Origin of the sequence: Wolbachia endosymbiont (group B) of Camptogramma bilineatum, assembly GCF_947251825.1 — a bacterium.
Taxonomy (GTDB): Bacteria; Pseudomonadota; Alphaproteobacteria; order Rickettsiales; family Anaplasmataceae; genus Wolbachia.
Map to the genome: position 1 here is coordinate 609,523 of NZ_OX366391.1, position 21,950 is coordinate 631,472.

At 34.4% G+C, this 21,950-nt stretch carries 22 protein-coding genes and 7 pseudogenes; 14 read left to right on the top strand and 15 right to left on the bottom strand.

Annotated features, from left to right (window positions below; translation table 11 throughout):
* Window positions 1–57: 57 nt before the first annotated feature.
* The 3 genes and pseudogenes from OPR44_RS03050 to OPR44_RS03060 all read left to right on the top strand — a co-directional run.
* On the top strand, window positions 58–1,461 hold the full coding sequence (locus tag OPR44_RS03050; RefSeq protein ID WP_265015301.1) for an NAD(P)H-dependent flavin oxidoreductase: 1,404 nt from the start codon (window positions 58–60) through the stop codon (window positions 1,459–1,461).
* Window positions 1,462–1,542: 81 nt separating this feature from the next.
* Window positions 1,543–2,430: a DUF1129 domain-containing protein gene (locus tag OPR44_RS03055; RefSeq protein WP_265015302.1), complete on the top strand. Its 888-nt coding sequence runs from the start codon at window positions 1,543–1,545 to the stop codon at window positions 2,428–2,430.
* A gap of 390 nt (window positions 2,431–2,820) precedes the next feature.
* Window positions 2,821–3,441: pseudogene (locus OPR44_RS03060) on the top strand (methionine--tRNA ligase); the annotation flags it as partial.
* Between the two features lie 10 nt (window positions 3,442–3,451).
* Here the strand turns inward: OPR44_RS03060 and OPR44_RS03065 are convergent.
* Both OPR44_RS03065 and OPR44_RS03070 read right to left on the bottom strand, forming a co-directional pair.
* Window positions 3,452–3,889, bottom strand: a complete 438-nt coding sequence (locus OPR44_RS03065) for a transposase (protein ID WP_265014909.1) — start codon at window positions 3,887–3,889, stop codon at window positions 3,452–3,454.
* A 24-nt stretch (window positions 3,890–3,913) separates the two neighbouring features.
* On the bottom strand, window positions 3,914–4,285 hold the full coding sequence (locus tag OPR44_RS03070) for a transposase (protein ID WP_265014908.1): 372 nt from the start codon (window positions 4,283–4,285) through the stop codon (window positions 3,914–3,916).
* 38 nt (window positions 4,286–4,323) lie between these two features.
* Between OPR44_RS03070 and OPR44_RS03075 the strand changes: the two genes are divergently transcribed.
* Both OPR44_RS03075 and OPR44_RS03080 read left to right on the top strand, forming a co-directional pair.
* Entirely contained in the window at window positions 4,324–4,794 is a 471-nt protein-coding gene (locus OPR44_RS03075) for an aldehyde dehydrogenase family protein (RefSeq protein ID WP_264374777.1), read from the top strand.
* Window positions 4,785–5,051 carry a hypothetical protein gene (locus OPR44_RS03080; protein ID WP_264374778.1) on the top strand — a complete coding sequence of 89 codons (267 nt, stop codon included), beginning with the start codon at window positions 4,785–4,787 and terminating at the stop codon, window positions 5,049–5,051. The genes OPR44_RS03075 and OPR44_RS03080 overlap by 10 nt, the downstream gene beginning before the upstream one ends.
* A gap of 385 nt (window positions 5,052–5,436) precedes the next feature.
* Here OPR44_RS03080 and OPR44_RS03085 read toward each other — a convergent pair.
* From OPR44_RS03085 to gap, 7 genes and pseudogenes are all read right to left on the bottom strand, one after another.
* Window positions 5,437–5,575, bottom strand: a pseudogene (locus OPR44_RS03085) (IS6 family transposase); the annotation flags it as partial.
* Between the two features lie 141 nt (window positions 5,576–5,716).
* Window positions 5,717–5,860: a hypothetical protein gene (locus OPR44_RS03090; RefSeq protein WP_265015303.1), complete on the bottom strand. Its 144-nt coding sequence runs from the start codon at window positions 5,858–5,860 to the stop codon at window positions 5,717–5,719.
* Between the two features lie 17 nt (window positions 5,861–5,877).
* A complete protein-coding gene (locus OPR44_RS03095) occupies window positions 5,878–6,900 on the bottom strand; it encodes a hypothetical protein (RefSeq protein WP_265015304.1) in 1,023 nt (340 codons plus the stop codon).
* 147 nt (window positions 6,901–7,047) lie between these two features.
* Entirely contained in the window at window positions 7,048–7,377 is a 330-nt protein-coding gene (locus OPR44_RS03100; RefSeq protein WP_265015305.1) for a hypothetical protein, read from the bottom strand.
* Between the two features lie 436 nt (window positions 7,378–7,813).
* Window positions 7,814–9,148: a WD_0033/WD_0034 family tandem repeat-containing protein gene (locus OPR44_RS03105; RefSeq protein ID WP_265015306.1), complete on the bottom strand. Its 1,335-nt coding sequence runs from the start codon at window positions 9,146–9,148 to the stop codon at window positions 7,814–7,816.
* 155 nt (window positions 9,149–9,303) lie between these two features.
* Window positions 9,304–10,062 carry a twin-arginine translocase subunit TatC gene (gene tatC, locus OPR44_RS03110; RefSeq protein WP_010401503.1) on the bottom strand — a complete coding sequence of 253 codons (759 nt, stop codon included), beginning with the start codon at window positions 10,060–10,062 and terminating at the stop codon, window positions 9,304–9,306.
* Between the two features lie 3 nt (window positions 10,063–10,065).
* Window positions 10,066–11,037 (bottom strand): type I glyceraldehyde-3-phosphate dehydrogenase, encoded by a 972-nt coding sequence (gene gap, locus OPR44_RS03115; protein ID WP_265015307.1) that lies wholly within the window; start codon window positions 11,035–11,037, stop codon window positions 10,066–10,068.
* A 151-nt stretch (window positions 11,038–11,188) separates the two neighbouring features.
* Between gap and OPR44_RS03120 the strand changes: the two genes are divergently transcribed.
* Window positions 11,189–11,515 (top strand): hypothetical protein, encoded by a 327-nt coding sequence (locus OPR44_RS03120; RefSeq protein WP_265015308.1) that lies wholly within the window; start codon window positions 11,189–11,191, stop codon window positions 11,513–11,515.
* Window positions 11,516–11,575: 60 nt separating this feature from the next.
* A pseudogene (locus OPR44_RS03125) lies at window positions 11,576–12,544 on the top strand (IS256 family transposase).
* A 49-nt stretch (window positions 12,545–12,593) separates the two neighbouring features.
* Here the strand turns inward: OPR44_RS03125 and OPR44_RS03130 are convergent.
* Window positions 12,594–13,219: pseudogene (locus tag OPR44_RS03130) on the bottom strand (recombinase zinc ribbon domain-containing protein); the annotation flags it as partial.
* 67 nt (window positions 13,220–13,286) lie between these two features.
* Here OPR44_RS03130 and OPR44_RS03135 point away from each other — a divergent pair.
* Window positions 13,287–13,907: pseudogene (locus tag OPR44_RS03135) on the top strand (IS6 family transposase).
* A gap of 143 nt (window positions 13,908–14,050) precedes the next feature.
* On the opposite strand, the gene metG reads toward OPR44_RS03135, so the two are convergent.
* The 5 genes and pseudogenes from metG to OPR44_RS03160 all read right to left on the bottom strand — a co-directional run bounded on the left by metG (window position 14,051) and on the right by OPR44_RS03160 (window position 18,283).
* Complete coding sequence (metG, locus tag OPR44_RS03140) at window positions 14,051–15,580, bottom strand: methionine--tRNA ligase (RefSeq protein ID WP_265015309.1); 1,530 nt, start codon at window positions 15,578–15,580, stop codon at window positions 14,051–14,053.
* A gap of 166 nt (window positions 15,581–15,746) precedes the next feature.
* Window positions 15,747–16,368: pseudogene (locus OPR44_RS03145) on the bottom strand (IS6 family transposase).
* Between the two features lie 37 nt (window positions 16,369–16,405).
* Window positions 16,406–16,543, bottom strand: a complete 138-nt coding sequence (locus OPR44_RS03150) for a hypothetical protein (protein WP_264375388.1) — start codon at window positions 16,541–16,543, stop codon at window positions 16,406–16,408.
* 454 nt (window positions 16,544–16,997) lie between these two features.
* Window positions 16,998–17,942 carry a hypothetical protein gene (locus tag OPR44_RS03155; RefSeq protein ID WP_265015310.1) on the bottom strand — a complete coding sequence of 315 codons (945 nt, stop codon included), beginning with the start codon at window positions 17,940–17,942 and terminating at the stop codon, window positions 16,998–17,000.
* The gene (locus OPR44_RS03160) at window positions 17,927–18,283 is read right to left on the bottom strand and encodes a hypothetical protein (RefSeq protein WP_265015311.1); all 357 of its coding nucleotides are present in this window, start codon (window positions 18,281–18,283) and stop codon (window positions 17,927–17,929) included. The genes OPR44_RS03155 and OPR44_RS03160 overlap by 16 nt, the downstream gene beginning before the upstream one ends.
* A gap of 125 nt (window positions 18,284–18,408) precedes the next feature.
* Here OPR44_RS03160 and OPR44_RS03165 point away from each other — a divergent pair, with 125 nt between their 5' ends.
* The 6 genes and pseudogenes from OPR44_RS03165 to OPR44_RS03190 form a co-directional block, all read left to right on the top strand.
* Entirely contained in the window at window positions 18,409–19,050 is a 642-nt protein-coding gene (locus tag OPR44_RS03165) for an HAD family hydrolase (RefSeq protein ID WP_010401658.1), read from the top strand.
* Entirely contained in the window at window positions 19,050–19,523 is a 474-nt protein-coding gene (locus OPR44_RS03170; protein ID WP_265015312.1) for an RDD family protein, read from the top strand. The genes OPR44_RS03165 and OPR44_RS03170 overlap by 1 nt, the downstream gene beginning before the upstream one ends.
* A gap of 53 nt (window positions 19,524–19,576) precedes the next feature.
* Window positions 19,577–20,053 (top strand): bacterioferritin, encoded by a 477-nt coding sequence (bfr, locus tag OPR44_RS03175; RefSeq protein WP_264377929.1) that lies wholly within the window; start codon window positions 19,577–19,579, stop codon window positions 20,051–20,053.
* 1 nt (window position 20,054) lies between these two features.
* Entirely contained in the window at window positions 20,055–20,666 is a 612-nt protein-coding gene (locus tag OPR44_RS03180; RefSeq protein WP_052264983.1) for an SURF1 family protein, read from the top strand.
* 9 nt (window positions 20,667–20,675) lie between these two features.
* Window positions 20,676–21,674, top strand: coding sequence for a recombinase zinc beta ribbon domain-containing protein (locus OPR44_RS03185; protein WP_179943897.1), 999 nt, complete (start codon window positions 20,676–20,678; stop codon window positions 21,672–21,674).
* Window positions 21,675–21,794: 120 nt separating this feature from the next.
* Window positions 21,795–21,943 (top strand): annotated as a pseudogene (locus OPR44_RS03190) (WPE palindromic element domain-containing protein); the annotation flags it as partial.
* Window positions 21,944–21,950 lie beyond the last annotated feature (7 nt).

The window sequence follows — 21,950 nt, forward strand, 5'->3', positions numbered from 1 at the left end:
AAAGCTATTATTTTTTTAGTAATTAAGTAAAATAGAGTGAAAGATTAAGAGGAAATTTTGAAAGATAAGATAAAAAAGATAGTGATTTCAGGGAAAGAAGTGTGGCCAATCATTGAGGGCGGTAAAGGTATTGCAATCAGTGATGGAGGATCAAGTGGGGCATTTGCTGCAGCGGATGCTGTTGGTACGTTTTCTGGTGCAAATGCTAAACTTATCGATGACAATGGCGAGCTGGTACCACTAATTTATAAAGGTAAAACAAGAAATGAAAAGCACGAAGAGTTAATCAAGTATAGTATTGAGGCTGGAGTTAGTCAAGCAAAAATAGCGAATGAAATATCAAAGGGCCGTGGAAGAATACATATGAACGTGCTTTGGGAAATGGGAGCAGCAGAACAAGTCCTTCATGGCATATTAGAAAAAGCAAAAGGCTTAGTTCATGGCATCACTTGCGGTGCTGGTATGCCTTACAGGCTTGGAGAAATTGCAGCTAAATATCAAGTTTATTACTACCCTATTATCTCATCGGCGCGCGCTTTTAAAGCGTTGTGGAAACGTGCTTACCAAAAAATATCTTCTTTTTTACTTGGTGGAGTAGTATATGAGGATCCGTGGCTTGCTGGTGGTCACAATGGGCTCAGTAATAGTGAAGACCCAGAATTACCGCAGGCTCCATTTGAAAGAGTTGCAGAGCTTAGATCTTTCATGAACGAGGTTGGTCTTGCTGAAACGCCAATTGTTATGGCAGGGGGAGTGTGGCATTTGAAGGATTGGGAACATTGGTTTGACAATTTACAAATCGGACCAATAGCTTTTCAGCTTGGTACTCGTTCACTTTTAACAAAAGAAAGTCAGATTTCTACAGAGTGGAAAAAGAAGTTACTTACTTTAGAAGAAGGTGATGTATTTTTAAACAAATTTAGTCCAACAGGGTTTTACTCATCTGCAGTAAGAAATAACTTCATACATGAGCTACAGGAGAGGAATTCACGTCAAATAAAATTTTCGGAAAGTGCAAGCGGAGAGTTTAATAATGAATTTGCAATGGGTAGCAGAGGTAGAAAGATTTACCTCACTGTAAAAGACAAAGAGCTAGCAAATGCATGGATTAAAGCAGGGTATACAGAGGTAATGAAAACTCCAGATACAACTGTTATTTTTGTGACACCAGGCAAATTTGCGGAAATAAGACAAGATCAAATTAATTGCATGGGATGTTTAAGCCATTGTCTGTTTAGCAATTGGAAAGATCATGGTGACCATTCAACAGGGCGAAAGCCAGACCCACGGAGTTTCTGTATACAAAAGACACTGCAAAACATTGTACATGACGGCAATGTTGAAAATGAACTCATGTTTTCTGGACACAATGTGTACAGATTTAAGCAAGACCCATTTTATGAAAATGGCTACGTACCGACAGTAAAAGAATTGGTGGAAAGGATATTAACTGGGTATTAGGGTATGGTTGAATTGACAAGTAAACTTTACTTTGTTATAATAAATATTTATTAATTTAACCTTAATTTAGGGGGAACTTTTATGCGTGATAGTGTTTTAAAAAGGTATGCACTTGCCTATATAAAAGAAAATGGCAGTGACAATGGTGTTCAAGAATTTTTATGTTCTTGTGGTATGCAAAATATTGAGAACTGGAGTGATAAAATTTTTGAAGATGCGTATAAGGGATTTAAGCGCAGTAATCCAACTAATGATCAGCACAGTACAGAATATGATAGAAGCAATAGGCAACAAACTACAGGCCCTCAAGTCACGCACGTACATGATAATAGAGGTTTAGATTTTTGGGATTATTTACTACTTAGCAACCTGTTTGGTGGTCGTACTACAGTTATAAATAACCCTGGTTTTGATACTGTTGGCTACCAAAGCAGAGAAGATAAGAAAAAAGACTCAGAAGACAGCAGGAAATTATTAGCTTTAGGGATAGTAGCTGTAGTTGCGTGTGTTGCTTTCCATGCTTTAATGTGTGTTTGGTACAACAGCAGCGAAAAAACGGCTAGAAAGTCAGAAAAAATAGATTATCTAGATAGTCAACTTAAAATGTTCAGAAATATAGAATTTGCAGTTGGTGCAATTTCTTTAGCAGCTTTGATAGGTTGCGCTATTAACCCAGTCTTACCAGTTTGGGGTTTAGTCATTCTTGGCATTAATTCTCTTGTGTGTCTTGCTGGTGGTCTGGCTTTTTATATGAAACATAAGAAAGAGTCAGAAAATATTAAGAAGGCTGAAGAAGCGGTAGATAGCTATCCTGGACAAGGGCGTAGTTGTGGAGGTTATGATTCATCACCACCTCCTTACCCTAATACTGTTCCAAGTGCTCCTTCTTATGATGAAACCAGACCTGGTGGGTTGTTTTCTCATTCTAATGCGGAAAAACATTCTGGAAATCATGGATGTAATGTATGAACATTGATTTTAGAAGGTAAATTGTACAGCAAATAGTGTCATTCCAGTGCTTGACACTGGAATCCAGCTTTTTTGTAATTTTATTGAACATGTTGTATAGTCGTTTGTTTACAATTAATTTTTCTGGATCCCAGTGTCTGGGCACTGGGATGACATTTTTGTGTTTGAGGCAAAATCTGCTATAATATTTAACACACTGCTTTCACAGACGAATGTTTGTACAGTTGTGAAGTTATGGACAACAATATCATAGCAACTCAAACGTAAGTTACTCACATTATACCGCTGCAAAACGCAGCGGTATAATGGCTTTTCAGATTGCTTGTACGATAGGATATATATTGATTTTTATTACTAGTGCAGATACGATAAAGCTTTAAGCACTACAAGATGGAGCAATTTGAGAGCTTTTACATCACTACGCCAATATATTACGTAAACGACAAGCCACATATCGGCCACGCATATACTTCCCTTATCTGTGATGTTACAGCTAGATTTATGAAATTAGCTGGAAAGAACGTCAAATTTACCACTGGTACAGATGAACATGGACAGAAAATTGAAAAAGCGGCTAAGGTAAAGGGAATAGAGCCAAAAGAATTTACAGATGAAATAAGTGTTACGTTCAGAAAATTGGCTGAGCTAATGAACTTTGATTATGATGATTTTATTCGCACCACAGAAGAACGTCATGAAAAAGCAGTTATAGCTCTATGGAATAGGCTTGAAGAGAGAGGGCAAATATATCTGGATTCTTACTCAGGTTGGTATTCAGTTCGTGATGAAGCGTTTTATCAGGAATCAGAGTTGATAGATGGCAGAGCACCAACAGGTGCTGAAGTTCAGTGGATAAAAGAAGAGAGCTACTTTTTTCGTTTGTCAAGTTGGCAAAATAAATTACTAGAGTTATACGAAAATCAGCCGAATTTCATCTTTCCTGAGAGCAGAAAAAACGAGGTGGTATCGTTTGTAAAATCAGGACTTACTGACCTTTCGATTTCTCGTACTATAGTATTTTCTAAAATGAATGATAAATTTCCATTATGGTATTACCAACCAAAAGTTGTAAGTCTGTACATTTATACATTAGAGGTCTGAGGCGGCTTTTGATGGTATGCCAACAGTGTTCTATGGGATTCAAATCTGGTGAATATGTTGGAAGATACAGCACATGACAGCCAAAAGACTCTATTAATGATTTTGTTTTAGTGGTCTTATGAAATGTAGCATTATCCATAACTATGGTTGTGCCAAGTGGCAATTTAGGTTTCTCCAACCATATATTGAATACCTCTTTGTCACACCCACCTTTGAAAGTCATTGGTGCAATAAATCTCATTCCAATCCACCCGGCTACTATACTGATTCTCTCTCGCTGGAATATCTGCATAAATTTTCTTTCCTCTTGGAGCACGTCCATATTCTCGGTATAATTTATTATCAACTCCTGCTTCATCTATATATAAGATGCTGGAATGGTCTATTTTTGAGATTTTATCAATAAACTGCTTCTTGATTGCGCTCTTGATATAGTGTGACTTTTTTTAAAAGTAATTTTTAGCTGTTTTAGTCTATACCAAATTGAATTTATTCCAAATCCAAGATTTTGTTTCATCTCTGCCAGAGTATGATCTGGATTCTTTGTAACATATTCTTCGAGTATTTTGGGGTCTATTTTTCGAATGAAGCTGCCGTTTTTAGATGGCTTGAGGCTTTCACCAGCAGCTTTCTTTTTTAACCAGCGGTACAAAGTTGCTATTCCTATCTCCAGAAGCTCTGCCACCTCAACCTTCGTCTTCCCTTTTCCTATCATCGATATTGCCTTTTCTCTTAAATCCACACTATACGCCATTATAACCCAAATACCTTATTATACCTTTATCATTTACTTTGGGAAATACTATAGTTTCAAGAGATGCTAATATTGATAAGGCAATAGACAGTATTTGTAGAGTATGTCTACAAAATCAAGGGCAAGATTGTGCAGCTCCGAATTCAATACTAGTACATTCAAAAATTTCGAACTTGGTTGTTAATAAATGTATTCAAAGATTGGATTTGATTAAGAATTGTATTGGTGATTATGCTAATTATAATAATATTATTGGACCCAATACTGACTGCTCTCACGCTCTAAAAATTGCACGAGTGTTATATGAAAACAGAAATTTCCTGCAGTATGGTGGAGAGATTAATCCAGCAACAGGCTTAATTAAGCCTACAGTACTTGTTAAACCCTTATTAGAAGGCGGTAATTTTTCTGAACTTTTTGTGCCAGTTATTATTTTACAGCCTTACGAGACAGATGAGGATTTAAAAATGTTGAACATCCTAATTATAAGTCACATGCTATGTATGTAACCTTGTTTGGTACAAGCAAATATGTTTCAACATTAATTGAAAAAGGTTTGCATACCAGGGATAACATATTGCGTGATACGGATCTTCATGTAGAAGAGAGAGGATTTAAGCCATATGGAGGGTTAGGCATAGAGGCAAGTTGTATACAGTTTTATAATAAAATTATACCAGGTGCAACTTTGCCACAGCGTGATATATATACTTACTTAATTGGCCCAAGCATAAAACGGACAAAAGGAATAAGTATTTCCCATTAATAACTGTGATCTTACTTAGAAAAAGTGGTGAAAAAGTTAGGGATGTTTTTATTTAGTGCAGATGCGTTTTCTACTGAAAATGATGATATTAATCAGAAGGATTTTATTCCATTTGGGATAAAAACTATTACAAATTTTCCTGTTATTTCCAAATAAATTGCTTTTAATTTAGTAAAATATATTGCTAATAACTTAAGCAATTAATCATTTTCAGCAACCAAAACCAGCTAGTGAGAGAAGAGTTTGTTTTGGGATGGCATGGTCTACCATGTGTACCGTGCGAACTTTTATTTATAATAATTTTACTATACGCTAAAATCAGCTATATTAGCTTACTTTTGCTAAATTTACATATGAACTAATTTACCTAGCTTTGTTACAGAAATTTTGCTCCCCTTATACTCATCATTTCTTCTAAATCTCGATAGCTCAAAGAGAATCGACATTTCATGTATACAGATAACATCCGCTGAAAAGCTAAATCCTTTGAAATATGGCAACAATTTTTGATTGATACGAAACATCTTTGCTTTTTTTTAGACAATTATATCATTCTTCTTTCTACTTCCCTACAAATGCGACAGAACCGAAAAACTTCCTCTTATGGCTGTAAAAATGTTATGATAAGAGCTAATTTTCATGAGTAGGAAAATACCAAAATATTACTATCTTCCATCTTTTCTCTTTTCAATTCGTGCAACCATTTCTTTTACACTTACATTCGTGGAAGGTAAATTTTTGCTGGCAAGATGGTTGATCGAAGATTTTTTATTCCCTACTGGAAATGAACAAGATTGTTTTCTCTTCACACTGATATCCGTTTGTATTACTGAAGTAGTTTTGTTTTAGCAGGCAACACGTTCTTTACTTGATTTCGCTCAAATCTTTCTTTTAATGCCTTTACTTTACTACTCTCGCGAGTCACTTCTTTTTTCATAGCAACTACTAGTACTTTTGGTCCATCAGCTTTTTTTGCTGATTCTTTACCATCTTGATTTTTAGATTTTAGTGGTAGTATAGGGTTACTCTCAGCTGATTTTTCCACTACTATTTTTTGCTCTGTGCTTACTTTTTCGCCTAAATCTTTAGGCTTTGGTGGTACTGCAGGTTTATCTTTTTTCGGTTCTTGTCTAATTTTTTGATTGGCAGTAAACATTTTCTCTGGTACTGGTGGTACTCTTGGTGGTTTTGGTGGTACAAGAGATTGAAGTTGTTGTTTCTTCCTATGTTCTCTTTTTGCTTCTATATGTTCTTTAGAGATTGTTGCATAAATCGGCTCCTCTTTAATTGATTGTAGATTACGCAAATCTTTTGTTAAAGATTTACTTTTTTCCTCTTGATAATTTGATATTTCTTCATACTGAGGATCTTCGTTTAATGAACCTCCATAACCTGAATCTTCTCGCTCATATAAGAGATTTTTCTTTTGCTGTCTATTTTCTAAATTTACTCCATATGACCTATATTTATCTTGACTTCTTTCTATTCGCTCTAAATCTAAAATTTTTTGAATAACATCTGTATATTCGATTACTGTTCTAGCAGTTGAAGGAGGCAATTTATCTTTTATAAAATTACTTATATTCCTAATCGAAACATCTCTTCCTAATATTCTATTGAATATCCTAAGAATTAATGGCTTTTTATTTGCCTTCTTTACACAATTACTCAAGTCATCACGTATAACAAGTTTAGCTACATCTTCTGCCTTATCTGTAAAACCCTCTAAAGCATGAGATAAATCTGTTACTGTTTTACCATATTGTTTCTCTGGATTTCCTAGCTTTATAGCTTTGATCAGAGAATCAAGATTTTTTTTATAATCCTCACTTTTAAATGGATCATGCATACTAATTGTAATATTTTATTGAAATATAGATCTAAAATATTAAGATCTAGTGAATATTACTTTTTTAGTTCACATATAGCTATAGTTATACGGCGATAATGCGTAGCAGAATAACGATTTTGTCATTCTAGTGTCCGCTGTTACCCCTTATCTAGGTGTGTAAAGGTGAAATCTAGTTTCGCTATATAACACAGTCTCATACAAGTAGCTTCTCGATTGAGAGTTGTCTTCTGCATTGAGCTCAACATTATTTACTACTTTTTCAGTAATAATTTCGGCAAACTCAGGAGAAAGTTCTTTTGCAGAAAATGCAGCATGTACATCATTTTTAACAAAGAAACACGTAGCAAGTGTAAATACTGCTGTTGGTACAAAGCACCAAGGAAAAGCTATACTAAAAAAAGTTGTAGAAGCTACTAAAGTAAATATTGCTTGAAGCATAATATACTGTTTATCAATGCCAACATATTCAGCCATCAATTTTCTAATTTTGTTATTGCTGTCGTATGGTAAAAAAATATCTTAATAAAAGCTGTTACACTATTACTAGCAAGATATCAATCACGCTCTATTGGATCTACATTTTGATTTAAAATCGCCTATTTTCTTGCACCTTTTTGCCATTCATAGAATGTTAACTTTAAACCTCTTGGCTACAAATGCTCTACTTCCCCCTACATCCTAATGCTTTTTTCCTTAAATCATAACTATATGCTACTGGCATTCACATCTCCTCGCTACTTTACCTATTCCACCATGTTCACACTATTAGGAAAAGAGCTATAATTTTCAATACTAACAAAACTACTTCCCAATCTTTTACACAGCAACCTATCGAACTTAATTCTGTGAATATATGATCAACAAAAAAAACTTTGAGAAAAGGAAGAATAGACTTCTTCCTTTCACTTAACTACGCTGTTATATTTACCCCTGTATCAACAACTCCTTGTCCTACATTAACTCTATCTAGATTCTCACTAAGCTTTGAAATTACATATGTAATACCACCAGCAACAAGTCCTGTTACTAGAGCAGCAGCTATAGCTATACCAATTAAAGCCAATATCGGTAATGCAACACCAGCAGCAAAACATCCACCACCAGTTGCCAATGCAGCTATAGCACCATAAACACAGCCAATTATTATTGGTTTATTAGTAGTTTTTACTTTGTCTTTTTGTTTACTACTCTCTATTTCAGATGTACTACTTTCATCAGTTATATTTCCTTCAGTTTGAGGTACGCTGCTTTCATCTACTAAAGACTGTTCTTTACTTTCGTAATCAGGCTGGTTCTTTCTAATTAATGTTATCATATCAGCATTTCGCTGTGAATCTAATGATACTTTGAAAGTCTCCTCGTTAAAAATCTTAGAAAATATTTCACACTTGTCTTTATTTTCGTGATTAGGCACGATCCTTTCAAGGGTTAATTTCCAATCCTCTTGCTCTTGCTTTTCACATATCTCCTCAACTCTATCGTACATTTCAATTGTGTTAGGATCATCTTTACTTTCACAACTAGATATGCTCTTTGCAAGTATTTTTAGCCAACCATCAATTTTAGCTTTTTGCTCTTCATCTTGCTCTTGATTTTTTAGTATTTCTAAAATATTCTTGGTTTTGTTAAGATGATCTTTTTTTATACTAGCGAAAACTTTTTCTAACATATCATTATCTTGAGCTACATCTATAATAGCTTTAATACTTTTCTGACTAACTTCCTGATTAATAAGATTTATAGCACAGCCAAGCGGTGTTAGAGTATGTTCTTGATCATCTGAAAGCCTGATCTTTATATTCGCAGTAGTAAGAACTTTTTCTAATATACTATTTCTTTTAGCTACATTTAGGATAGCTTGAATGCCTCTCTGTTTATTAAGAATAATAGCATGGACAAGTGGTGTTGAAGTATATTCTTGACCATTTAAGAGCTTGATCTTTATATCCGCAGTAGTAAGAACTTCTTCTAATATATCTTTCTCTTTAGCTACACTTAGAATATTTGTAATATATCTCTGACTATTTAACGAGTTCTTAAGATTTATAGCGTAGGCAAGCGGTGTTAGAGTATGTTCTTCACCATCTTCAAACTCTATACATTTCACAGTAGTAAGAATTTTTAGCAAATCCTCTTTTGAAAATCCTGTAAGAAGATCAATAATCTTCTCATGTTCTTCCATCGCAGCCTGTAACTTACCATATAATTCTTGTTGTGTTCCGTTTAACTCTTCATATTTTGGCATATAAAATTCTCCTATTCAAAATAATAATATACTTTAATTATTATATATTTAAGCAAACAAGTCAATAAATTAATAAAATGCTGTGGTGCCAAAAACACTCAAACAAGAAAAAGCGCTCCGGTGCTCATTCTTTGTTTATAAATAATATTCTTGATTCAATCCTTTGCTTTCTTTTCAATGTATCTACATATCAGAATAGACAGCTCATATAATACCAACATTGGAATTGCAAGCCCTACTTGGCTTAGTACATCAGGTGGAGTTAAGATTGCAGCAATAATGAAAATTACCACTATCGCAATTCTGCGTTTATTTGACAAACTTTGTGCAGTGATTAGCCCTACTCTCACCATTAAGGTTAGTATGACTGGAATTTGAAATGCAGTACCAAACGCAAACATGAATTGAAGAACAAGGTCTAAATATTCACTAACTGATGGCATAAACTCTATTGGTATACCGAAAGATTTACCGCTATGTTCAAAAGCAATAAAAAATTTCCAGGCTAAGGGAAATATGTAGTAGTAAACTACAGCGGCTCCCGTTACAAACAAAACCGGTGTTGCAATTAAGTATGGCAATAACACTGCCCTTTCTCTTTTATATAAGCCAGGTGCTAGAAACATATAGAATTGCCATGCAAACACAGGAAAAGAAAACAACAGTGCACTCATTATTGCAACCCTGAGATATACAAAAAACGCTTCTGTTAAGTCTGTATAGATTAGAGAAAAATCATTGCTATCTTTTGTAACTTCTATTAAAGGTGCAAGTAAAAAGCGGTATATATTTTCTTTAAAGTAGTAACAAAACCCGAAGGTAACACAAAAAAATAGAAAGCAAAAAATAACCCTTTTTCTAAGTTCCGCAAAGTGCTCATAAAATGAAGCATATTTTTGTGAGTTTTCGTTCATACTTTACAATAAAGCTATATCTAACATTCTCAGTGAAAAAGCCCATTCATTGTCATACCACGCTGCAACTCTACAGATATCACCTGTGACATATGTACCAGCTAAATCCACAATTGCACTATAAGGGTTATGGACAAAGTCTATTGAAACTAAAGGCTCGTTACATACGGAAAGCACATGATTTGCTGAATTCTTAAACATTTCATTTATTTCTCCAGCTGTTACCTTCTTATCAGTCGTAAATTTAAAATCAACCATAGAAACGTTGCTAACCGGAACTCTAATAGCAGTACCATCTAGCTTACCCTTTAACTGAGGAATGACAGAACCAATTGTTTTTGCTGCTCCAGTTGTAGTTGGCACCATAGAAAGGCCACAAGCTCTTGCCCTACGTAAGTCTCTATGGTTGCCATCAAGAATATTTTGATCATTCGTATAGGCATGTATAGTGGTCATAAAACCGCTTTTTATACCTAAATTGGAGTGTAAAACGTGTACAATCGGAGCCAGACAGTTTGTAGTACAAGAACCTGCTGAGATCACTTTATGCTCCTTTTTTAGCATATCGTTATTTACGCCGTAAACTACAGTTACATCAGCATCTGAAACTGGAGCAGAGACAATTACTCTCTCTGCATTATGCTTTGCTGCTTCCGCACGCTTGTTGAATGCACCAGTGCATTCAAGCACTACATCAACATTCCAAGGAATATTTTTAGGGCTACGTTCTCTATATAAAGAAAATTTCCTGCCATTTATAGATAGCCAATTTTCAGACTCGTTAAAATCAATATCGCCGTTAAATTTGCCATGAACAGAGTCATATTTAATCAAATGTGCATGCTGCTCAGCACTGAGCGACCCATTTACCGCCACAACTTCTATTTGCTCGCTATAGTTTTCTACTTCAAAAATAGCACGCAATACACTTCTGCCTATTCTACCAAGACCATTAATTCCTACACGAATTGTCATTTTTCCATCTTAAAAGTTTAATTATAGAGGATATTGCCTGATATTTCATTCTATTCTTTTAGCTGTTAATCCTAATGTTATAATATATTGATTGACTAAAGAAACTGTATCACTTAATTAATAATATCTAAATTTTAACTTGGAGTAGGTTATGCATGGATTACCAATGACAAATTCAGATAATCAGTATCAGCAAAGAAAAATAGAAGCATTGCAAAAAGAAAATAAAGGACTGTCAGAAAAAGTGAAAACACTACAGAAAATGTCAGTGCTGCACAATGAAATGCTAGTAATGCTACAGTGGAAATCAATACCAGAGAAACTGCGCACAGAAATATTAAAAAAACTGCTAGAAACACCTCAAGCAGCAGCATTTCAATTAGAAGAAAGAGATGAAGATCAGCAAGTAATAGAAGACATACTGGATATGCAAGAAGAATTTGAATCTTCACAAAATTTGGAAATGTGGGAGTGTTAAATAAACTGTGTCAAACCGAGAAGTAAAGTAATAAATTGATAAAAAAATGGAGGTTTGACAATGAGTCAAGCAAACAGAACTACCGGTTTGGTAGACTATAAAGAATTAGAAACAAATATCTTATCATCTATACGAGAAGGAAGACCATTGACGGAAAGAGATGGAGCATTAACACCATTCATAAAAAAAACTGCTAGAGGAAAGGCGAGATAGAAAACCATTTGTCGGCTGAAAGCGAAGAAAACAACCGAAGAAATTCAAAGACTTTACGGACAAGTATTTGAACTATTGACACCAAGAGATAGAGAAGGAAGTTTCGAGCCACAAGTAGTCAGAAAAAGGCAAACAACCGAACTTGAAGCAAAGGTTTTAAGTACATATGCCAGTGGCATGGGATATAGCATCGCATGTAGAAGAAATATAAAATATCTGCAGCAGAGATATCAAGTATTACTGACAAATTGTTACTGGTAATCAACGAATGGCGCAGTCGTCCGCTGCAATCTGTATATCCAATAGTGTTCATGGTTTTTTAAGGTCAAGGAGGACGGGCATTGTGTAAGCAAATGTATGTATAACATATTAGCAAAATGGCAGAAAAGAAGTTTTAGGCTTTTATATAGCAGAAAGTGAGGGAGCTAACTTTTGGCTAGGGATGTTAAATAACTTAAAAGAGAAAGGAGTAGAAGATATCCTGATTGTATGTGTTAAAAAGCTTTCCTAAAGCAATAAACAGTGTATTTCCTAAAGCAGAAATGTATAGTACATCAGATAAGAAATTCACTGAAATATGTATCGAGCAAAAGTTTTCATGAATGATTTTAAAAAAAACATATCAAGTAGAGAAATAGCCGAGAATTTACTAAAACCAAGGGCTCATTTACTAGCACAAATGCCTTGTATAAACAGGCATATTGTGCTATAAAGAAGGCAGGAGAGAAATGGACTATGCCTATACATGATTGGGCTTTAACTATCTCTCAACTTGATATCTTTTTTCCTGGTAGGTTAAAAATCGAGTTGAACTAAAAATGCGATTTGACACAGTTTATTTAACACTCCCTATTTATCTTATTTTTTATTGGCAGACAGCTTGCTTAAACCCATAAAATCTCTCCATCTGCTCACTCCACAGCATCGGTATTTCTCTCAAGTCAACCAACTTCAAATCTCTTGGCTGCCTTCCATTTACTATATCTTCTTTAATTTTTGGTGCTAAATAATTTAATCTTAAAATTTGGTGTATACGTCTTGTACCTATATTAATTTTGCACTCAGCTCTTTCACACTTTCGTATTTTCCTTCTTCTAGTTCCCGTTTCCACAGGTAGGCTCTTACCACTGCTTTTAGCAATGCATTATTTGTTTTTCCTTCTGGTTCTATTACTACACATTTGTTTCCTTTCTTTTTTATTGGTATAAATTTTTCCTCTGATTCAGAACTCACCTCTATTCCATCCTCTCTCACCAATACTGTTCTTATTAACTTTTTCACTACTTCTTTCTGTTTTCCAAAACTTAAATTTTTCCACTCTTCTGCTTTTTCTCTCCATTTTTCATATAGCTGCTCCGCTTTCTTCATTATTTCTTTTTCCACTTCTCCTGCTACTATTGTTCGGTTTATTGATTCACAATTCTTTCCCCTTAAGTGATTGTTGCATACGTAATATCGGTACCTTTTATTCTCTTTTTTTGAGTACGTCAAAGGGTTCTGTCGCATTTGTAGGGAAGTAGAAAGAAGAATGATATAATTGTCTAAAAAAAAAGCAAAGATGTTTCGTATCAATCAAAAATTGTTGCCATATTTTAAAGGATTTAGCTTTTTAGAGGATGTTATCTGTATACATGAAATGTCGATTCTCTTTGAGCTATCGAGATTTGGAAGAAATGATGAGTATAAGGGGAGCAAAATGCTACGTTACAAAGGTGGTTATCACCACTGATAGATGAGGCAGTAAGGAAAAGAAAGAAGCAGGTTGGTAGTAGTTGGAGAGACTTACATTAAATTAAACGGTAAATGGGTTTATTTATATACTGTAGACTTGTGTGTTAGTAGAGACAAGTCTGCAGCACTTGCATTCTTTCGTAAAGCCTTCAGGAGTAACTATCTTCCTGAGAAAATTGTAATTGATAAAAGCGGCAGTAATACTGCTGCTCTTGATGATTTGAATGCAGAAATTTCTGAAGATTACAGTTCTTCAAATAAAATATCTAAATAATATTGTTGATAGATTTATCAAAAAACTAATAAAGCCAATGCTTGGGTTTAAAAGCTTCCATTCCGCAAAGATTACCATCACAGGCATAGAAAATATTCGTATGATTCAAAAAAGACAAATTATTAAAATAATGTTTCTACTTTTGAGAATTTTGCTATGTTAATGGCTTCATAACTCCTATAATCCCACCTTTAATGATCTTCTTTCCTATGGTTTATAGATGCGACAGAACCTTTTTTTTGACTCTGTTGAATTAAAAAGGCTAACTACAGAACGGCCAACTCAGTCTAGTCTTGTAACGGCTTACTAAGGATTCTTTAAATATCGATCCTCAAAAAAATCGGCGTAGGTTTAGGCAGTGTAATGCCTAAGCTTACACATGCGTTGCACAGAGATTTTAAATCACGTTGTTCTTTTGGAATTTGCAACTGATCGAGTATCATTTTTGCTGACTTTGGAGCAATTGGCTGCAGCAAAATGCCAATCATTCTAATGTATTCAAGTAATTTGTAGATTACTAAATCCATGCGCTCTCTATCGGTTTTACTGAGTGTCCAGGGTGCACTTTTATCTATGTAAGCATTGGCCTTGGAAGAGATATTGATAATCAGGAGTATAATCTGGTTAAATTCATACTTTGATAGATGATCCATTACTTGATCAATTATGGCTTTGCAATTTGGTAAACTCTCATCATCTTTAAGCAAATTGCGATCGACCACTGGTACAACTCCAAAGCATTGCTTGTGCAGAAATGAAATTGTTCTTTGCACTAAATTGCCTATATTGTTTGCCAGCTCTGAGTTTATGCGGCTGATCATGTTCTTCTTACTGAAATTACCATCTTGACCGAAACTTGCTTCCCGAAGGAGAAAATAGCGTAGTTGATCAACACCAAACTCTTCTGCCAGACCAATTGGATCTATAACGTTACCAAGGGATTTGGATATTTTTTCCCCCTCGTTCAGCCACCAACCATGAACTGCAATTTGCTTTGGCAGTGATAAATCTGCTGCAAGGAGGATCGCTGGCCAGTATACAGCGTGAAAACGCAATATGTCTTTACCGATCACATGAACGTTGAAGGAGTTTGTCCAAAATTTCTTATATTCCTCATCTTCCATATTAGGAAAGCCTATTGATGTGAGATAGTTAGTGAGCGCATCTATCCAAACATAAATTACGTGCTTGTCATTCCCTGGTACTTTTATTCCCCAATTAAAACTAGTACGAGAAATCGAAAGGTCAGTAAGTCCTGATTTTACAAACGATACCACCTCGTTTTTTCTGCTCTCAGGAAAGATGAAATTCGGCTGATTTTCGTATAACTCTAGTAATTTATTTTGCCAACTTGACAAACGAAAAAAGTAGCTCTCTTCTTTTATCCACTGAACTTCAGCACCTGTTGGTGCTCTGCCATCTATCAACTCTGATTCCTGATAAAACGCTTCATCACGAACTGAATACCAACCTGAGTAAGAATCCAGATATATTTGCCCTCTCTCTTCAAGCCTATTCCATAGAGCTATAACTGCTTTTTCATGACGTTCTTCTGTGGTGCGAATAAAATCATCATAATCAAAGTTCATTAGCTCAGCCAATTTTCTGAACGTAACACTTATTTCATCTGTAAATTCTTTTGGCTCTATTCCCTTTACCTTAGCCGCTTTTTCAATTTTCTGTCCATGTTCATCTGTACCAGTGGTAAATTTGACGTTCTTTCCAGCTAATTTCATAAATCTAGCTGTAACATCACAGATAAGGGAAGTATATGCGTGGCCGATATGTGGCTTGTCGTTTACGTAATATATTGGCGTAGTGATGTAAAAGCTCTCAAATTGCTCCATCTTGTAGTGCTTAAAGCTTTATCGTATCTGCACTAGTAATAAAAATCAATATATATCCTATCGTACAAGCAATCTGAAAAGCCATTATATGCAGCGGTATAATGGCTGGTTCTGTCGCATCTATAAACCATAGGAAAGAAGATCATTAAAGGTGGGATTATAGGAGTTATGAAGCCATTAATATAGCAAAATTCTCAAAAGTAGAAACATTATTTTAATAATTTGTCTTTTTTGAATCATACGAATATTTTCTATGCCTGTGATGGTAATCTTTGCGGAATGGAAGCTTTTAAACCCAAGCATTGGCTTTATTAGTTTTTTGATAAATCTATCAACAATATTATTTAGATATTTTATTTGAAGAACTGTAATCTTCAGAAATTTCTGCATTCAAATCATCAAGAGCAGCAGTATTACTGCCGCTTTTATCAATTACAATTTTCTCAGGAAGATAGTTACTCCTGAAGGCTTTACGAAAGAATGCAAGTGCTGCAGACTTGTCTCTACTAACACACAAGAGTACAGTATATAAATAAACCCATTTACCGTTTAATTTAATGTAAGTCTCTCCAACTACTACCAACCTGCTTCTTTCTTTTCCTTACTGCCTCATCTATCAGTGGTGATAACCCACCTTTGTAACGTAGCATTTTGCTCCCCTTATACTCATCATTTCTTCCAAATCTCGATAGCTCAAAGAGAATCGACATTTCATGTATACAGATAACATCCTCTGAAAAGCTAAATCCTTTGAAATATGGCAACAATTTTTGATTGATACGAAACATCTTTGCTTTTTTTTAGACAATTATATCATTCTTCTTTCTACTTCCCTACAAATGCGACAGAACCGTCTTGAGCGCCCATGCCTTTCTGCTTAGACACTTGCTTAGTTTTCTGCAATGGTTTAACATTATTATCTGGTTGCTTGTCAATATTTGGTGTGTCTTGAAGCTGTGTCATACCTGTTAAGTAAAATCTTATACCAAAATAAGTATATTAGTTAATTATGTAAAAATGATTAACATAGAATGAGCAACTCTTTATGCGGACACTTATGATTTATGATTATGGATTTTTAAATTTTTTCTTGTTGTAAGGTGACTCTAATCATTATTCACAGGCTGCTATATTAAAGAAGGAAAGAGTATCTAATGCTAATGGCGAGATTAACTGGCCACAAGTTTCTCAGGTTAGCCAAAAAGATTGGCAAGATGCAAGAAAAAGTTATCAATATTGGAATGATACTGATGACGGTAGTTTAATTGTCACCTAGATATGTCCATGCTATGAAAATTAGAAGCTGAATTCTTTATTACAGGCGTATTAATCAACCCTCATTCTAGAGCTAGAAGTTAGTAAAATCTCCTGTATAATAAACTTATATGACGCAAGTCTATTATACAGGCTATGTGCATTATCTTCCGCGACCTGTGTTTGTTTTTTCTACTTCAGGAGTATTGACAGGCGTTACCGATGGATCATCAATTTGCTTTAAACCTTCACTTGCGCTTTGGTCTTGATTTGAAAGGAGCTCATTTTGTTGTTGCCCTTCATCATTTAGCGTACTTTTTTGAGCAGTTCCTTTTATATCCTTTACACTCTTTTTATCTTTACCAAAAAGTTTTTCGAATATTTTCTTCAGAAAACGTACCAAAAAGCCTTCTTCTTTTTGATTTTCTTTCGTTTGAGCTATATTTTTCTTTTCACTCAACTGAGATTTTTTATTATTAGATTTTTTTTCTGTAGCATTCCTATCCACTGAGACTTGTTTTAACGAAATTTTAGGCTTTTTGTCGTTCGGTTTATCTTTTATAGGATCTTTGCTTACTGAAGGTTGTGACTTAGTTACTGTATCTGTTTGGACAGAAATCTTTTCTTGTTCAAAGTTTCTACCTTCTGAAACAGCTTTTTCATAAGTATCTGCCTCACTAACTGAGTCATGAATTTTGTCTGTTTGCACAGAAATTTTTTCTTGTTCAAAGTTTTTATCTTCTGAAACAGCTTTTCCAGAAGTGTCTGCTTCACTAACTGAGTCATGAATTTTGTCTGTTTGAGCAGTGGTCTTTTCTTGTTTATTTTGCTCAGAAATTTTGTCTTCTAGTATAGTTGCGGTATCTTGAGATTTTTTACTACTTTCAAACTCTGCAGCTTTTTCACTTGTAAAAACGTCTTTTCCTTCATATTTTTGTTTAAATTCAGTAACCTTTTCAAAATCTTGAGCTATTCTTGTAGCTGCACGATCCATTCGACCTTCAAGATTCTGAATCAATTTTGCAATAATCTTCACTTCATCTTTACGCCCTTTTTGAGCTTTAAGTTCCCGGTGCAATTCAACAATAATTTTTACTTTGTCTTCCAATGAAGAGTCTCTGGTTTAAACTCCCGATTCAATTCGACGATCTTTTCAAAATCTTTAGCTACTTTTTTAGCTGCACGGTTCATTCGATCTCTAAGACTACGATTCAATTTTGCAATAGTCTTGATTTTATCTTCTAGTGAAGAATTATCTGCTATAGAAAAATCTTTTAACCTTTTCTCGAGACTTTGTCTAGTTACTTGCCTTTTGTAAGCTTTAAGATCTAGACGCAACTCATTGATAATCTTCACTTTATCTTTCAGCGACGTGCTTTCTGGAAAAGCGCCTGCAAAAGCATCTTGAAATTTCTTCTCAATATTTGATATATCTTGAAGCTGTATCATACCTACTATATAAAAGCTTATGCTAAAATAAGCATACTAGGTAATTATGTAAAAATGATTAACATAGAAGCTTTATCATCAAAATATTATTTACTTATTAGTTTAAAATACGTCACAATATAAAAATGAAAAATAGCCGATTAGCGGTAGTATTCGATTGGGATAATACCTTAGTTGATACTCAAGATAATATTTCTAATGCCATTAAGCATACTTTAGATTTGATGGGATCTGGCAGTAAAGTTGTTGATAGAAATTCTCATGAATCAAGAAAGAGCTACATGGTCAATTTGTTTGGTGATCAGTGGAAAAAAGCGAATCAGATATATCAAAAATACCTAGATAATGCATTGTTACAAAATATTACTCTGAATGAAGGAGTAGAGAAAATGCTGCAGACACTGAAAAGCCACAATATTTACCTAGCGATAGTTAGCAATAAGAAAAATACTAATTTACGTCAAGAAGTTGCCTACTTTAAACTAGATTCTTACTTTGAAAGAATAGTTGGATCATGTGATACTGCAGAAGATAAGCCATCTGCAACTCCACTGCTATTTGCACTAGAGGAGAGTACGCTACCTGTAAATAGAGAAAATGTGTTTTTTGTTGGTGACAGCATCACAGACATTCTATGTGCACAAAATGCAAATTGCTTACCTATTGTATACGGACAATCAATAAGAGGTTATGAAGATTTGTTATATTTTCAACATTTTAATAAACTTACAGAATTCATAGTAAAGTATTTGAAAGATAGGTGGTAATGACAGAGATCGCTAGTGTACACAGGCGCTTTTGCGCATATTTAATAGATGTAGCAATTTTATTAATTCCAACCTTACTAATTGTGTTGTCATTAGGGGATTTTCCATTAATTTTACACCTGTCATACATGTGTATAAATTGTGGCTACTTTACATATTTTATATCTTCAACAGCTCAAGCAACTCCTGGTCAACAGTTAATGAATATATATACTATCACTTTAGATAGTTCTAAAATAGGTTTGAGCTTAGCATTTGATCGCACTATCTCTCAGTTTTTCCTTCCTATGCTAAATAATTCAATTATCACCTTTATCAAACTTTTTCAAACATCAGTAAATGCTTTAAGTACACTAGAAGTGATTATAGTGATGCTTACCTTCAGTTGGTATTTAGTTGCTTACTTCTCTCAGAGGAAACAGGCATTTCATGATGTGCTATTTGATACGATTGTTGTGAGAAAAATGAATTGATGTTGCCTTGATTGTTATGTAGATTACATTGGTATATTAGCTAAAGAAAGGTTATGAATAAAGAAATAGTAGAACATTTAAATAAATTACTTACAAATGAGCTGACTTCTGTACGCCAGTATCTTTTGCATTCTGCGATTCTTAAAAATAGCGGAATCAATAAACTTGCAGAAAAGATGAGAAAGGAGCTTAATGAAGAACTTGAGCATGCAAATAGGCTGGCAGAAAGAATTTTACTGCTTAAGGGCATGCCAAATTTTCAAGATACAAATAAAATCTCAAAGTATGAAGGAAAGTTCACAAAAGATACAATGCAGAAAATCTTAGAAGATAATTCTAACTTAGAAGAAGAAGGTATCAAGGGCATCAAAGAGGCAATTTCCGTTGCTGAAAAAGAAAAGGATTTCGTGAGTGTAATGTTATTAGAAGAACTACTGAAAAATGAGGAAGAGCACTTACATTGGATCAAAGAACAGATTGACCTTATTGAGCTTATGGGTATTGAAAATTACTTGAGAACACAAATATAGAGTGTTAAGAAAAACAGTATTTATTTTCATTATACCTTTTTTACTTCTTTTTTCACTCGGGTTATGGCAGTTATTTAGATTGAGCTGGAAGAATAATATTATCAAAAATATGGATCTTCCGGTTATTCATCTACTGCCTAGTGATAATCTTTCAAAGTTTAACTACAGAAACGTTAAAATCGACGGAATTTTAAGTGATATAGAACTATATGTTTTCGCAGGTCAACGTGGCTATCATGTGCTGTCTCCTATGTTGCTTATCAATGGACATTACATGTTAATAAATAAAGGAATAGTCAGAGAAAAAAAAGAAGAAAAAGCAAAAATTGAAAAAGTAGCTGCTGATGGCGTTTTGTATTGTGATGGTAGCAAAAATTGGTTTATCAAAAATGATATTGCTTCAAATACATGGTTTACCTTAAGTACAGAAGAAATCTCCAATGATCTAGGTATCAAGCTAGAGAAATGTATATTGTGGCAAGATAATTTTGGTGGCAAATTGACTATACAGCCAATAAAGCATCTTGAATACGCAATTACTTGGTTTGCACTTTCCTTGATTTGGCTCATTATGTGCGTATTTTACTATAGGCAAAATATATATAAGTCGTAGAGATACAGTGTGGAAAAAGAAAAGCTACAAATAGAAAAAATGCAACAAAGTGGAAGAAAATACTTATTACAAGGGTTAGTGATATGTCAGTGTTGCAAATCCGTTTATTATGGAATGAGTAATGCTAAGGGAGGAAGAAGTTACTATCGTTGTCCTGGAAAACGTTTTGGTGAATGTAACAGCAAATCAATACGCGCAGATATACTAGAAGGGGTAGTATGGGAAGAAGTGAAGATGTTAAGAGGGCATATAACGAAGGAAAAGTGTGATTTATCAGAGGTAGATTGGGAGACTAAATTTAATATAATTAGAAAGTTAGTTCAGCGTATTGAAATTGATGATGATAATGTACATATGGTGTTTCGATTAAAAGAACTCGCTCTCGAAAGACAAAAAGAAGATATTCAACCTTGTACCAGAATTATAAAGAATGTAGTGCTATCAAATGCAATAGGAATGCATAAAGTTAGCAATGCCCTGGCTGCAATATCAGTTGCAGTGAAACTTGGAATTAGTGATGAAGAGATTAAAAAAGGTCTTTTGGAATTTAAAGGAGTAGCAAGGAGATTTTCTTTAATTGCCGATATTAAAGGTGTTAAGTTAATTGAGGACTATGCTCATCATCCAAATGAAATACAGGCAACCCTGTCAGCAGCACGTTTGACCACTAAAGGAAAGGTAACAGGAATTATCGAGCCGCTTCGTTTTGCTCGTATTCGTAATTTTTTTGATGAGTTCGTACGAATTTTCATGATGTTTGATTATGTAATTCTCACTCCTGTCCATCCCCCAGAAGATAAGCCTATTCCTGGCTGTGGAATTGATGATATACAAAAAACCTTGATCAGTAATGGGTTTAATGATGTGAAGATTATGAATGATGCTTTACTCATTTCACATTTTATTAGTAATTCGACAAGTTCAGGAGATGTAGTATTATTTATTGGTGCTGGTAGTAATATAGCTAAACTAGCGAAAGAAACTGCAAAGCTGCTGCTAGTAAAATAAACTTAAGCATTGGTGATTTATATGATAAAATTGTGTAGTAAAACTGGATCCCAGTGTCTAGGCAAACAACTGTACAGACATTGCGATATGGGGATAGCTTCCATTAAGAATGGTGTCATCCCAGTGCCCAGACACTGGGATCTAGAAGACTTAACTTTAAATAAGTGGCTGTATAATAAAAACTGGATTCCAGTGTCAAGCACTGGAATGACACCATCTGCTACTCAAATTATCTGTTTATCTGTAGGTTGCAATGTTCGTACACTGAAATGTTAC